General features: G+C 71.4%; 12 protein-coding genes. All 12 read left to right on the forward strand.

The features are described 5' to 3' along the window. Positions 1 to 72 precede the first annotated feature (72 nt). The 12 genes from ACYVIH_RS00870 to ACYVIH_RS00925 all read left to right on the forward strand — a co-directional run bounded on the left by ACYVIH_RS00870 (position 73) and on the right by ACYVIH_RS00925 (position 13,173). The gene (locus ACYVIH_RS00870; RefSeq protein ID WP_460864877.1) at positions 73 to 1,401 is read left to right on the forward strand and encodes a homoserine dehydrogenase; all 1,329 of its coding nucleotides are present in this window, start codon (positions 73 to 75) and stop codon (positions 1,399 to 1,401) included. Next, on the forward strand, positions 1,398 to 2,474 hold the full coding sequence (gene thrC / locus ACYVIH_RS00875; protein WP_460864879.1) for a threonine synthase: 1,077 nt from the start codon (positions 1,398 to 1,400) through the stop codon (positions 2,472 to 2,474). The genes ACYVIH_RS00870 and thrC overlap by 4 nt, the downstream gene beginning before the upstream one ends. A gap of 2 nt (positions 2,475 to 2,476) precedes the next feature. Beyond that, the gene (gene thrB / locus ACYVIH_RS00880; protein WP_460864880.1) at positions 2,477 to 3,388 is read left to right on the forward strand and encodes a homoserine kinase; all 912 of its coding nucleotides are present in this window, start codon (positions 2,477 to 2,479) and stop codon (positions 3,386 to 3,388) included. 282 nt (positions 3,389 to 3,670) lie between these two features. Further along, on the forward strand, positions 3,671 to 5,575 hold the full coding sequence (rho, locus tag ACYVIH_RS00885; RefSeq protein WP_460864882.1) for a transcription termination factor Rho: 1,905 nt from the start codon (positions 3,671 to 3,673) through the stop codon (positions 5,573 to 5,575). 164 nt (positions 5,576 to 5,739) lie between these two features. Further along, on the forward strand, positions 5,740 to 6,114 hold the full coding sequence (locus ACYVIH_RS00890) for a response regulator transcription factor (RefSeq protein WP_460864884.1): 375 nt from the start codon (positions 5,740 to 5,742) through the stop codon (positions 6,112 to 6,114). A 55-nt stretch (positions 6,115 to 6,169) separates the two neighbouring features. Further along, positions 6,170 to 7,711, forward strand: a complete 1,542-nt coding sequence (locus tag ACYVIH_RS00895; RefSeq protein ID WP_460864886.1) for an ATP-binding protein — start codon at positions 6,170 to 6,172, stop codon at positions 7,709 to 7,711. Beyond that, positions 7,708 to 8,979 (forward strand): multidrug effflux MFS transporter, encoded by a 1,272-nt coding sequence (locus tag ACYVIH_RS00900; protein WP_460864889.1) that lies wholly within the window; start codon positions 7,708 to 7,710, stop codon positions 8,977 to 8,979. The genes ACYVIH_RS00895 and ACYVIH_RS00900 overlap by 4 nt, the downstream gene beginning before the upstream one ends. Positions 8,980 to 9,114: 135 nt before the next feature. After that, on the forward strand, positions 9,115 to 9,336 hold the full coding sequence (gene rpmE, locus ACYVIH_RS00905) for a 50S ribosomal protein L31 (RefSeq protein WP_460864891.1): 222 nt from the start codon (positions 9,115 to 9,117) through the stop codon (positions 9,334 to 9,336). An 87-nt stretch (positions 9,337 to 9,423) separates the two neighbouring features. Then, a complete protein-coding gene (prfA, locus tag ACYVIH_RS00910; protein ID WP_460864893.1) occupies positions 9,424 to 10,497 on the forward strand; it encodes a peptide chain release factor 1 in 1,074 nt (357 codons plus the stop codon). Then, the gene (gene prmC / locus ACYVIH_RS00915; RefSeq protein ID WP_460864895.1) at positions 10,494 to 11,348 is read left to right on the forward strand and encodes a peptide chain release factor N(5)-glutamine methyltransferase; all 855 of its coding nucleotides are present in this window, start codon (positions 10,494 to 10,496) and stop codon (positions 11,346 to 11,348) included. The genes prfA and prmC overlap by 4 nt, the downstream gene beginning before the upstream one ends. Positions 11,349 to 11,352: 4 nt before the next feature. Then, on the forward strand, positions 11,353 to 12,024 hold the full coding sequence (locus tag ACYVIH_RS00920) for an L-threonylcarbamoyladenylate synthase (RefSeq protein ID WP_460864897.1): 672 nt from the start codon (positions 11,353 to 11,355) through the stop codon (positions 12,022 to 12,024). A gap of 9 nt (positions 12,025 to 12,033) precedes the next feature. Further along, the gene (locus ACYVIH_RS00925; RefSeq protein WP_460864899.1) at positions 12,034 to 13,173 is read left to right on the forward strand and encodes a glycosyltransferase family 4 protein; all 1,140 of its coding nucleotides are present in this window, start codon (positions 12,034 to 12,036) and stop codon (positions 13,171 to 13,173) included. Positions 13,174 to 13,258 lie beyond the last annotated feature (85 nt).

The following is a 13,258-nucleotide window of genomic DNA, read 5'->3' on the forward strand; positions in this document are numbered from 1 at the left end:
GCTGCGTCTCAGTGAGCGGACGGGCTCGCCCCCGTCGGCGGAGATCCGAGGACATGACCCAAGATGAACGCCATGGACGGCAAGAGTGACGAGGTTGCTGTGCACCCACCCCTGAAGCTCGCCCTGCTCGGCTGCGGCTCGGTCGGCAGCCAGGTGGTCCGGCTGCTGCATGAGCACGCCGACGACCTCACGGCACGGGTCGGTGCGCCGATCGAGCTCGTCGGGGTCGCCGTACGCCGCCTCGATGCTCCCCGGGACGCCGAGGTCCCCGCCGAGCTGCTGACGACCGACGCGATGGGTCTGGTGACCCGCGGAGACCTCGACCTGGTGATCGAGGTGATCGGCGGGATCGAGCCGGCCCGGTCGCTGATCCTGGCCGCGCTCGAGAACGGCGCCTCGGTCGTCACCGCCAACAAGGCGCTGCTCGCCGAGGACGGCAGCACGCTGTTCGCCGCCGCCGAGAAGGCCGGCCGCGACCTGTACTACGAGGCCGCGGTGGCCGGCGCCATCCCGATCCTGCGTCCACTGCGGGAGTCTCTCGCCGGGGACAAGGTGCGCCGCGTGCTCGGCATCGTCAACGGCACCACGAACTTCATCCTCGACAAGATGGACAGCTCCGGCGCCGGCTTCAGCGAGGCGCTCGAGGAGGCCCAGGAGCTCGGCTACGCCGAGGCCGACCCGACCGCCGACGTCGAGGGCTTCGATGCCGCCGCGAAGGCCGCGATCCTGGCGAGCCTGGCCTTCCACACCCGGGTCACCGCCGCCGACGTCTACCGCGAGGGCATCTCCGAGGTGACCGCCGGCGACGTGGCCTCGGCCCGCGACATGGGCAGCGTGGTGAAGCTGCTCGCGATCTGCGAGCTCACCGAAGGGCCCGAGGGCCCGGCGGTCTCGGCGCGCGTGCACCCGGCGATGATCCCGAGGTCGCACCCGCTGGCCAGCGTTCGCGAGGCCTACAACGCGGTGTTCGTCGAGAGCGACGCCGCGGGACAGCTGATGTTCTACGGTCCCGGCGCCGGCGGCGCGCCGACCGCGAGCGCCGTGCTCGGTGACCTGGTCACGATCGCGCGCAACCGGCTCAACGACGTGCGCGGGGTCGGCGAGTCCGCCTACGCCCAGTGCGAGGTGCTGCCGATGGGCAGCACGATGACGCGCTACCACGTCGCCTTCGACGTGGACGACAAGGCCGGTGTGCTCGCCCAGATCGCCCAGGTCTTCGCCGAGCACGGAGTCTCCCTGCAGACCGTCCGCCAGGAGGGACACGGCGCCGACGCCCAGCTCGTCGTGGTCTCCCACCGGGCGACCGACGCCGCGCTGTCGGCCACCGTGGAGGCGCTGCGCACCAAGGAGTTCGTGCACGACGTGTCGTCGATCATGCGAGTCGAGGGAGAGAGCGAATGAGCACGCCGACCGCCCACCAGTGGCGTGGGGTGATGGAGGAGTACGGCGACTGGCTCGACCTGCCGGCCGGCACGCCGACCGTCACGCTGCGCGAAGGCGGCACCCCGCTGGTCGACAGCCGGTGGCTCTCGGAGCTGACCGGGGCCGACGTGTGGCTGAAGGTCGAGGGCAACAACCCGACCGGGTCCTTCAAGGACCGCGGGATGACGGTCGCGCTCTCGGTCGCGGTCGGCCAGGGCGCAGAGGCGGTCGTGTGCGCCTCGACCGGCAACACCTCGGCGTCGATGGCCGCCTACGCCGCCCGGGCGCAGATCAAGCCGCTGGTGCTGATCCCGCAGGGCAAGATCGCCGCGGGCAAGCTCGCGCAGGCGATCGTGCACGGCGCGCAGGTGATCCAGGTGCTCGGCAACTTCGATGACTGCCTGCGGATCTCGCGCCAGCTCGCGGAGAAGTACCCCGTCGCCCTGGTGAACTCCGTGAACCCGATGCGGCTCGAGGGACAGAAGACCGCGTCGTTCGAGATCGTCGACTTCCTCGGCGACGCCCCCGACGTCCACGTGCTCCCGGTCGGCAACGCCGGCAACATCTCGGCGTACTGGAAGGGTTACCTCGAGTACGAGAAGGCCGGGATGAGCACCCGCAAGCCGCGGATGCTCGGCTGGCAGGCGGCCGGCGCGGCGCCGTTCGTCTCCGGTGCCCCGGTGAGCGACCCCGAGACCGTCGCGTCGGCGATCCGGATCGGCAACCCCGCCTCCTGGCAGCTCGCGGTCGACGCCGCCCACCAGTCCGGGGGACGGTTCCGCGCGGTGACCGACGAGGAGATCCTCGCCGCGCAGCGTCAGCTCGCCCAGGAGGACGGTGTGTTCGTCGAGCCGGCCTCGGCCGCCGGGGTCGCCGGCATCCTCCAGGACCTGGCTGCGGGGGAGAGCTTCGCCGGCAAGACGATGGTGGTGACGGTGACGGGCCACGGGTTGAAGGACACCGACACCGCGCTGTCCACGTTCACCGACCTCGTCGACACGGTGGTCGACCCTGACGTGGACGCCGCTGCAGAGGCAGCCGGGCTGCACTGACGATGCCCACCTTCGTGACCGGCCCGGTCGAGGTGTCGGTGCCGGCGACGAGCGCGAACCTCGGCCCCGGCTTCGACTCGCTCGGGATCGCCCTCGGTCTGCGCGACGTGCTCACCGGCGAGGTCAGCGCCGAGCCCGGCCTGCGGCTGACCGTGAACGGCATGGGCGCCGACGAGGTGCCGCTCGACGAGTCGCACCTGGTGTACCGCGCGATGGGCGAGGCGTTCGCGGAGATGGGCTGCGAGACACCGGGCCTGAGCCTGCACTGCCAGAACGTGATCCCGCACAGCCGGGGCCTCGGCTCCTCCTCGGCCGCCATCGTCGGCGGCATCTGCCTGGCCCGCGGTCTGGTCGCCGGCGGGTCGCTGCTCATGGACGACGACGCCGTCTTCTCGCTGGCGGCGCGGCTGGAGGGACACCCCGACAACGTCGCGCCTGCCTTCTACGGCGGGTTCACGATCGCGCTGTCGGGGCCCGAGGGGCACTCGGCCACCGTCGTGTCGGTCGACCCTCGGGTGCGCGTGGTGGTGTTCGTCCCACCGGAGCCGCTGAACACCACCGTCGCACGCGGGCTGCTGCCCGACACGGTGCCCCACGCCGACGCCGCTGCCGACGCGGCCCGTGCGGCCCTGCTCGTCGTCGCCCTCAGCGGCCGGCCCGAGCTGCTGCACGCGGCCACCGAGGACTTCCTGCACCAGCGCTACCGGGAGGCGGCGATGCCCGAGAGCCTCGGGCTGGTGCAGCGGCTCCGTGCCCGGGGGATCGCGGCGGTGATCTCCGGTGCCGGACCGACCGTGCTCGCCTTCGTCGACTCGTCCACCGAGAGCGACGTACGCCGCAGCGTCCCCGACGGCTGGGAGGTCGCCACGCTGCCCGTGGAGTCCGCGGGTGTGAAGGTCAGCGGCGGCTGCTGAGCGAGTACGGCGGCCGCGACATCGGAATGCTCCAACGGTTTCGCTGTGTTGTGACCCATATGACGCCGGGCACCGTCGTTGGTGCTACGCTGCAAGAGCGCCACATGTTCCAGACCTCATCACTCTGTCTGGCCCGTGGGTGGCGCATTCTCTTCCTCGCGATCTCCCCGGTTGCATGCCGGTCCTGTGACCCATGCCCGTCGGACTCGGCGTAGGAACATCCACAACAACATCGGCCGCCGGGTCTCCCTGGGCCGGCCGCGAACGTGGGAAGGACCTCACGTGACGGAAACTACCGAAGCTGCTCCCAAGCGCCGCTCCGGCACCGGGTTGAGCGGCATGCTGCTTCCCGAGCTCAAGCAGGTGGCAGCCGGTCTTGGCATCAAGGGCATCGGCGGCATGCGCAAGAGCCAGCTGATCGATGCGATCAAGGCGGCCCAGTCCGGGGGCCAGGGCGGCGGCCAGCCCGAGGCACAGCCGCAGACGCGCGTGGCGCGCAGCGCGAAGCCGGCCGACGCCGGCCAGCCCGAGCTTCCCACCGCGCAGGAGCAGCCCGTCCGTGAGCAGGCCTCGCGGCCGCGTCGGGAGCAGGGTGGCGAGCAGAAGCAGGGCCGGCAGGACCAGCAGCACCGCGGCGACCAGCAGGAGAGCCGGCGCGACGGCGGTGAGCAGTCTGACCGCGGAGACCAGCAGAACCAGCGCGACCGTGGTGAGCAGCAGGACCGCGGCAACCAGCGCGACCGCGGAGACCAGCGTGAGCGTGGTGACCAGCAGGATCGCGGCAACCAGCGTGAGCGTGGTGACCAGCAGGACCGCGGCAACCAGCGTGAGCGTGGCGACCAGCAGGACCGCGGCAACCAGCGCGACCGTGGTGACCAGCAGGACCGCGGCGACAACCGGGACGACAACCGCGGCGACCGGGACGACCGCGACGGGGGTCGGCGCGGCCGGCGCCGCCGGGGGCGTGACCGCAACCGCGAGGGCGGCGGCGGGCGAGCGCCGCGCCGCGACGAGGCGGAGCCGCAGATCACCGAGGACGACGTCCTGGTGCCGGTCGCCGGCATCCTCGACGTGCTCGACAACTACGCCTTCGTGCGCACCAGCGGCTACCTGCCCGGGCCCAACGACGTCTACGTCTCCCTGTCGATGGTCCGCAAGTACGGACTCCGCAAGGGCGACGCGATCACCGGGCTCGTGCGCCAGCCGCAGGAGGGTGACCGCAAGGAGAAGTTCAACCCGCTCGTCCGGCTCGACACCATCAACGGTGGCGACGTGGAGGCGGCGAAGAAGCGGGTCGAGTTCTCGAAGCTGACCCCGCTCTACGCCTCGGACCGGCTGCGTCTCGAGACCGACTCGCACCAGCTGATCACCCGGGTGATCGACATCGTCGCCCCGATCGGCAAGGGCCAGCGCGGACTGATCGTCTCCCCGCCCAAGGCCGGCAAGACGATGGTGCTGCAGGCGATCGCCAACGCGATCACGACCAACAACCCCGAGACCCACCTCATGGTCGTCCTCGTCGACGAGCGTCCCGAGGAGGTCACCGACATGCAGCGCACGGTGAAGGGCGAGGTCATCGCCTCGACCTTCGACCGGCCCGCGACCGACCACACCACGGTCGCCGAGCTCGCCATCGAGCGGGCCAAGCGACTCGTTGAGCTCGGCCACGACGTGGTGGTCCTGCTCGACTCGATCACCCGGCTCGGCCGTGCCTACAACCTCGCCGCCCCGGCGAGCGGGCGGATCCTCTCCGGTGGTGTGGACTCCTCGGCGCTGTACCCGCCGAAGCGGTTCTTCGGTGCCGCGCGCAACATCGAGGACGGCGGCTCGCTGACCATCCTCGCCACGGCGCTCATCGAGACCGGCTCGAAGATGGACGAGGTGATCTTCGAGGAGTTCAAGGGCACCGGCAACATGGAGCTGCGCCTGCGCCGGGAGTTCGCGGACAAGCGGATCTTCCCGGCCATCGACGTGGACCAGTCCGGCACCCGCCGCGAGGAGCTCCTGATGAGCAAGGAGGAGCTCGCGATCGTCTGGAAGCTCCGCCGGGTGCTCTCCGGCCTCGACGGTCAGCAGGCCCTCGAGCTGCTGCTCGAGCGGTTGAAGAAGACCCAGAGCAACGTCGAGTTCCTGATGCAGGTGCAGAAGACCACGCCCACCGCCGGCAACGGGCGCGACGGCGACTGAGACGTCGCGGGAACGGCACGAGCGACCGAGGGCGGGGCAGAGATGTCCCGCCCTCGGCGTATCCCTGTGGAGAGAGCCGTTTCGCCACGCGGACCACCCTTTCGTCGGTATCCTCGGAACCGACTAGCGGGACAAACCCGACACTTCTCTCACTCGGGGTGGGCATGGCAAAGATCGTCGTCGCCGATGACGATGCAGACATCCGCGACCTCGTCGTCTTCAAGCTCCAGCAGTCGGGGCACGAGGTGGTCCCCGTCGGAGACGGTGCCGCCGCGGTGGAGGCCTGCCGCAAGGAGGTCCCCGACCTCGCCGTGCTCGACGTGATGATGCCCGGCATGAGCGGTTTCGACGCCTGCCGTGAGCTGCGGGCCGACCCGGCCCTGGCCGGCATCCCGGTGATCCTCCTGACCGCCCGAGCCCAGGAGACCGACATCGAGCAGGGCTTCAACGTCGGCGCCGACGACTACGTGGTCAAGCCGTTCAGCCCCCGCGAGCTCGCCTCGCGCGTGGCTGCGGTCCTGCAGCGGAGTGGTGCGTGAATGGGAAGCGTCACGCCCCCCGGCTGAGGCCGCCCACACCGGACTGCGGCCCGTGATGAGGCGCGCCGACTCGATCCGGGACCAGGTGATCATGCTGATGCTCGGCATGGTCCTTCTCGTCACGGTCGTCGCCGGGGGAGGGGCCGTCGGGGTGACCTCGCTCAGCGACGACGTCGGGGTGCTCGTCGACGACTACCGGCCCGCCGCCTACAGCAACATCGCGATGCGCAACGACGTTGCCGTCGCCCAGTCGGCTGTGCGCGGCTGGCTGCTGTCCGGCGACGACCAGTTCCTCGAGAAGTACCAGCAGTCGCTTCAGGAGTCCCAGGTCGAGCTCCGACACCTCGAGATCCTGCTCGAGGACGACGCGGCGCTCGCCGGGCTGGTCCAGGAGCAGACCCGGCTGGTCGCCGACTGGGCGTCCTACACCGAGGGCCTGGCGCGCAGCGAGCCCGGAGCGGTCTCCACGGCGTACCTCCTCGACGGGGACGTCACCTTCGAGCGCCTCACCGACGCCAACGACGCGCTCTCGGAGGGCATCAACGCCGCGATCAACGCGCGCGGTGACCAGTCGAGCGCCCGTGCCCGTGCGGTGATCGCGGTCGTCGCGCTGGTCTCCCTGCTGGGCCTGGCGGTCACCGGCGTGCTGGGTGTGCGGATGGTACGCCGGGTCAACGAGCCGCTGCGGGAGATGGAGGACGTCGTCGAGCAGCTCGCCTCCGGCAACCTCGCCGCCCGGGCGCCCGTCGACGGACCGCGAGAGATCCGGGGTGTCGCCTCGGCACTCAACACGCTCGCCGAGGAGAACCAGCGCTCGCGTGAGCTGGAGGAGCGCGTGGTGAGCCAGCTCAAGGCCCTCGACAAGGCCAAGGACGAGTTCGTCTCGACCGTCTCCCACGAGCTGCGGACACCGCTGACCAGCATCGCGGGCTACCTGGAGCTGCTCGAGGACGACTTCGCCGACGTGGCCGAGCCGCGCCAGATGCAGATGCTGGCCGTGGTCCGGCGCAACGTCGGGCGCCTGCGCAACCTGATCGAGGACCTGCTGACGCTGTCCCGGGTCGAGTCCGACGCGTTCCGCACCACGTTCGACCTCGTCGACATGGGCCACCTCACCTCCGACGTCGCCCACGACGTCGCGGCGATCGCGGCCCGCGCCGGGGTGAAGGTCCGCGAGTCCAACCCCGGCCACCCGGTCGTGGTCAACGGCGACGCCGGGCAGCTGTCCCGCGCGATGCTCAACCTGGTCACCAACGCGATCAAGTTCAGCCCCTCGGGCAGCCAGGTGCTGATCCGGCTGTCGGAGTTCGACGGCCAGGCCGTGGTCTCGGTGGTCGATCACGGGATCGGCATCCCCGCCGCGGAGCTGGCCACGCTGGGCAGCCGGTTCTTCCGGGCGTCCAACGCCGTCGAGGCCGAGATCGGCGGCACCGGGCTGGGCCTGAGGATCGTGCAGACCATCGTCGACAACCACGGCGGCCGGCTCGACATCGACTCCACCGAGGGCCTCGGCACCACCGTGCGGCTCGTCGTACCCCTGGCCGGTGACCAGGCACACAGGAATATCTCGGCCGAATCGGCCATTAGCTCCAGGTGACCACCGCACCCCAGGCGACCAGCGCACCGGAGACCCAGGCCCCCCGCACCCAGGTGCCGGCGACCGGTCCCACCGGTCGCCGCTACCTGCAGCTCGTGCTGGTCCTCGGCGCGCTCATCTCGCTCGGCCCGCTGACCATCGACATGTACCTGCCGGCGTTCCCCGAGCTGTCGGCGGAGCTGAACGCCTCCGCCTCCGCCACCCAGCTCACCCTCACCGGCATGCTCGCGGGCCTGGCGTTCGGGCAGCTGGTGATCGGTCCGCTGTCCGACGCCTTCGGGCGCCGACGTCCGTTGCTGCTCGGCCTCGCCACCCACGCGGTCGCGTCCGTGCTGGCGGCGCTGGCCCCCACGATCGTGGTCCTGGCGTCGGTGCGGGTGCTGCAGGGCTTCGCCGGGGCGGCGATCTCCGTGGTCGCGATGGCCACGGTGCGTGACCTGTTCTCCGGCTACGCGGTCGCCCGCCTGATGTCGCGGCTGATGCTCGTGATCGGCCTGGCGCCGATCCTCGCGCCGACCATCGGCGGCGCCCTCCTCGAGTTCACCTCCTGGCGGGGGATCTTCGCGGTCCTGGCCGCTGCCGCGGTGGTGCTGATCGGCGTGGCGGTGCTCGGGCTGCGCGAGACGCTGCCGCCGGAGCGTCGCCGGCCGGCTCGCCCCGCCGCGACGCTCGCCACCTACCGGAGCCTGCTCCGGGACCGGTCCTTCGTGGCGCTGGTCCTGATGGGCGGTCTGATGATGTCGGCGATGTTCGCCTACGTCGCAGGCGCCTCGTTCGTCCTCCAGGACGGCTACGGGCTCAGCGAGGTGTCCTTCGGTCTCGTCTTCGGTGCGAACGCCGCAGGGCTGACCGTGGCCTCCCAGTTCAACCCGATGCTGATCCGGCGGCTCGGGATCCTCAACGTGCTGACCGGGGCGATGCTGGTGGGCCTGGCCGCAGCCGGCGTGCTGGTGGTGGTCGGTCTCACCGGGGTCGGCGGCCTGGCCGCGGTGCTCGTGCCCCTCGGCGTGGTGATCGCCTCGGTCGGCCTGTCGCTGCCCAACACCCCGGCGCTCGCGCTGACCCGGCACGGCGAGGCGGCAGGCACCGCGGCGGCGATGCTGGGTGCGGTCCAGTTCGGCATCGGCGCGCTGATCGCGCCGCTGGTCGGGCTGTTCGGGTCCTCCACGCCGGTGCCGATGGGTGCGGTGATGGTGACGGTGACCGCGCTGGCCGCGACGTTGATGTTCACCGTCGTACGCCGCGACCCCACCGTCGGGCTGGACTGAGAGCCGGCAGCGCCACGGCGGCAGGCGCGGAATTACCGATTGCCGCCGTTGTTTGGCAGACTTGGACGCTGGTTCCGGTTCACGTGCCCCATCCGCGGAGCACGACCCGGCGGCCATGGAACCCGAGAGGAAATCATGCAGAAGGACATCCACCCCGACTACGTCGAGACCCAGGTGACCTGCACGTGTGGCAACACCTTCACCACGCGTAGCACCGCCACGAGCGGCACCATCCACGCCGACGTCTGCTCGCAGTGCCACCCGTTCTACACCGGCAAGCAGAAGATCCTCGACACCGGTGGCCGCGTGGCCCGGTTCGAGGCGCGCTACGCCAAGAAGGACGCTGCGAAGAAGTAGCTTCACACGAGCGCCGGTCCCACGCTGCACTGCGGGGGCCGGCGCTTCGTCTGTCTCCCCGTCCCACCGAGAGTCGAGGGTGCGCCCATGTTCGAAGCAGTCGAAGGCCTGGTCGAGGAGCACGCTGCCCTCGAGGTGCGTCTGGCCGACCCCAGCATCCACGCGGACCCGGGCCTGGCCAAGCAGCTCAACCAGCGGTACGCCGAGCTGAGCGCGATCGTGCGCGCCTACCGGGAGTGGCAGCAGCTCGGGGACGACATCGAGGCCGCCCGCGAGCTCGCCGCCGAGGACCCGTCGTTCGCCGACGAGGCCGGTGCCCTCGAGAGCCGCCGCGAGACGCTCGAGGAGCGGCTGCGGCACCTGCTCGTGCCGCGTGACCCGAGCGACTCCAAGGACGCCATCCTCGAGATCAAGTCCGGCGAGGGCGGCGAGGAGTCGGCGCTGTTCGCCGGCGACCTGTTGCGGATGTACACCCGCTACGCCGAGCGGCGGGGCTGGAAGGTCGAGCAGATCGACGCCGCCGAGTCCGACCTCGGCGGCTACAAGTCGGTCACCGTCGCGGTGAAGGCCAAGGGCACCCCGGAGCCGGGCGAGGCCCCCTTCGCACTGCTGAAGTTCGAGGGCGGGGTGCACCGGGTGCAGCGGGTGCCGGTGACCGAGAGCCAGGGCCGGGTGCACACCTCCGCGGCCGGCGTGCTGGTGATGCCGGAGGCCGAGCAGGTCGACGTCACGATCGAGGACAAGGACCTGCGCATCGACGTCTACCGCTCCTCCGGGCCGGGTGGGCAGAGCGTGAACACGACCGACTCCGCGGTGCGGATCACCCATCTCCCGACCGGCATCGTCGCCTCCTGCCAGAACGAGAAGAGCCAGCTGCAGAACAAGGAGCAGGCGATGCGCATCCTGCGGGCCCGGCTGCTCGCCGCCGCCGAGGAGGCGGCGCACGCCGAGGCGTCGGATGCCCGCAAGTCGCAGGTGCGCACCGTCGACCGCTCCGAGCGGATCAGGACCTACAACTTCCCCGAGAACCGGATCTCCGACCACCGCACCGGCTACAAGGCCTACAACCTCGACGCGGTGCTCGGCGGTGACCTCCAGCCGGTGATCGACTCCTGTGTCCAGGCCGACCTCGCCGACCGGCTCGAGGCGCTGGAGTCGTGACGAGCACCCGCGCGCTGCTGTCCGAGGCGGCGCGACGGCTGGATACGGCCGGCGTGGCCTCCCCGGAGTACGACGCCGCCGAGCTGCTCGCCCACATCCTGGGCACCACCCGCCCGGCGCTCTCCCTCGTCGCCGCTGTCGACGCGGACCGGGCGGCCGAGTTCACCCGGCTCGTCGAGCGGCGGGCGAACCGCGAACCGTTGCAGCACCTGCTCGGCAGCGCGGCGTTCCGCTACGTCGAGCTGGCCGTCGGACCGGGGGTCTTCGTGCCCCGACCCGAGACCGAGGTGCTCGCCGGGTGGGGCGTGGACCGCGCCCGGGAGGTCCTCGCCGAGGGACGCAGCCCGGTGGTGGTGGACCTGTGCACCGGGTCCGGGGCGATGGCGCTGGCCCTCGCGACGGAGGTGCCCGGCGCCGAGGTGCACGCCGTGGAGCTCGACGAGGGTGCCTACGCCTGGGCGGCGCGCAACCTGGAGGGCACCGGCGTGGACCTGCGTCAGGGGGACATGGCCGATGCCTTCGGCGACCTCGACGGCACCGTGGACGTCATCGTCTGCAACCCGCCCTACATCCCGCTGGAGGCCTACGAGTCGGTCGCCGCGGAGGCCCGCGACTTCGACCCTGCCCTGGCGCTGTGGTCCGGGGAGGACGGCCTCGACGCGATGCGCGTGCTGGAGCGGGTCGCCGCCCGGCTGCTGCGGCCCGGGGCAGTGGTCGGTGCCGAGCACGCCGAGGTGCAGCGCGAGTCGGCGCCGGCGGTGTTCGCGCAGGCCGGTCGCTGGATCGACGTACGGGACAACCCGGACCTGGCAGGTCGGCCGCGGTTCGTGACCGCGCGGCTGGCACGATGATCGCGTGAGCAACCGGTTCGAGACCCACGACGAGACCGAGCGCGAGGCAGGCATCGCGGCTGCCGCGCTCGCCGTTCAGCGGGGCCAGCTCGTGGTCCTGCCCACCGACACCGTGTACGGCGTCGGGGCCGATGCGTTCGACTCCGCCTCGGTGCGCCGGCTCCTCGCCGCGAAGGGACGCGGGCGTGACATGCCGCCGCCGGTGCTGGTGTCCGCGCCCACCACGCTCGACGCGCTCGCGGTCGGCGTTCCGTCGTACGCCCGGGCCCTGATCGCCGAGCTGTGGCCCGGCCCGCTGACCATCGTGTGCCGGCAGCAGCCCTCCCTCCAGTGGGACCTCGGCGACACCCGCGGGACCGTCGCGGTGCGGATGCCCGACCACCCGGTCGCGCTCGAGCTGCTCGCGCGCACCGGTCCGCTGGCGGTCAGCAGCGCCAACCTCACCGGCAAGGACGCCGCCACCGACGCCGACGCGGCCGAGGAGATGCTCGGCGACTCCGTGGAGGTGCTGCTCGACGGCGGTCCCACTCCCGGCGCGGTTCCCTCGACGATCGTCGACTGCACCGGTGAGACCGGGGTGGTGCTCCGGCTGGGGGCGATCTCGCTGGAGCGGCTGAACGAGGTCGTCGCCCCGGTCGGCGTGCAGATCGAGGGTCCCGAGAAGAGCCGGGGGTAGCCGCCACCCGTGCGCGAGTACCTCACCGTCTTCCTGGTCTCCGCGGTCGTCACCTACCTGCTCGGGGTGGTGGCCCGGGAGATCGCGCTGCGCACCGGGGCCGTGGCCAAGGTCCGCGACCGCGACGTGCACGCCATCCCGATCCCGTACTTCGGCGGGGTGGCGATGCTGGGCGGTCTCGGTGCGGGGTACGCCGTGGCGCGCCACCTGCCGTTCCTGTCCTTGAGCGACGACCAGATCTTCCGGGACGCCGGGGTGGTGCTGGTCGCCGGCGGCCTGATCTGCGCGGTCGGGGTGCTCGACGACCTGCTCGAGCTCGACGCGCTGACGAAGTTCGGCGGGCAGCTCGTCGCGGCCGGCTTCCTGGTGTTCTTCGACGTGCAGTACTACTCGTTCCAGCTCCCCGGCGGCGAGCAGTTCTCGCTCGACCCCAACCAGGCCGCGCTGGCGAGCGTGGTGGTGGTCGTCGCCACGGTCAACGCGGTGAACTTCGTCGACGGCCTCGACGGGCTCGCGGCCGGTGTCATAGGGATCGGCGCGGTGGCGTTCTTCGCCTTCAGCTACAAGCTCGCCGACGCCAACGGCGAGACGCTGGCGATCACCGCGGCCCTGCTGACCGCGGCGCTCGCCGGAGCGACGGCCGGGTTCCTGCCGCACAACTTCTTCCCGGCCCGGATCTTCATGGGCGACTCGGGCTCCATGCTGATCGGCCTGGTCCTCGCCGGCTCGGCGCTGACCCTGACCGGCCAGTTCGCCGCCGTCGACCTGCGGCAGGGCGGCGGGGGAGGGGAGGCCAACCTGCTCCCCACGCTGCTGCCGATCATCCTGCCCATCGCGATCCTGATCGTCCCGTTCGTCGACCTGGTGCTGGCCGTCGTGCGTCGCACCCGGGCCGGCCGGTCGCCGTTCGCACCCGACAAGCAGCACCTGCACCACCGGCTGCTGGAGATCGGGCACTCGCACCGCCGGGCCGTGCTGATCATGTGGCTGTGGGCGTCGCTGATCGCCTTCGGCGGGGTCCTGGGCAGCCTCTACTCGGGGACGCTGACCACCGTGGTCCTCGTCGTGTGGGTCGTGGTGACCGTCGCGCTGACCTTCTACCTGCCTCGGTTCCACCGCCCCGGCACCACCCCGGTGTCCGGCCTCTAGACCACCGATTTTCTCCGCCCGAGGACTTTGTGCTAGTTTTCACAAGCGTCCTCGACGGGACTTTGGTCCCGTCGAAAATGTCGCA

The sequence above is a fragment of the Nocardioides pakistanensis genome, from assembly GCF_054781215.1.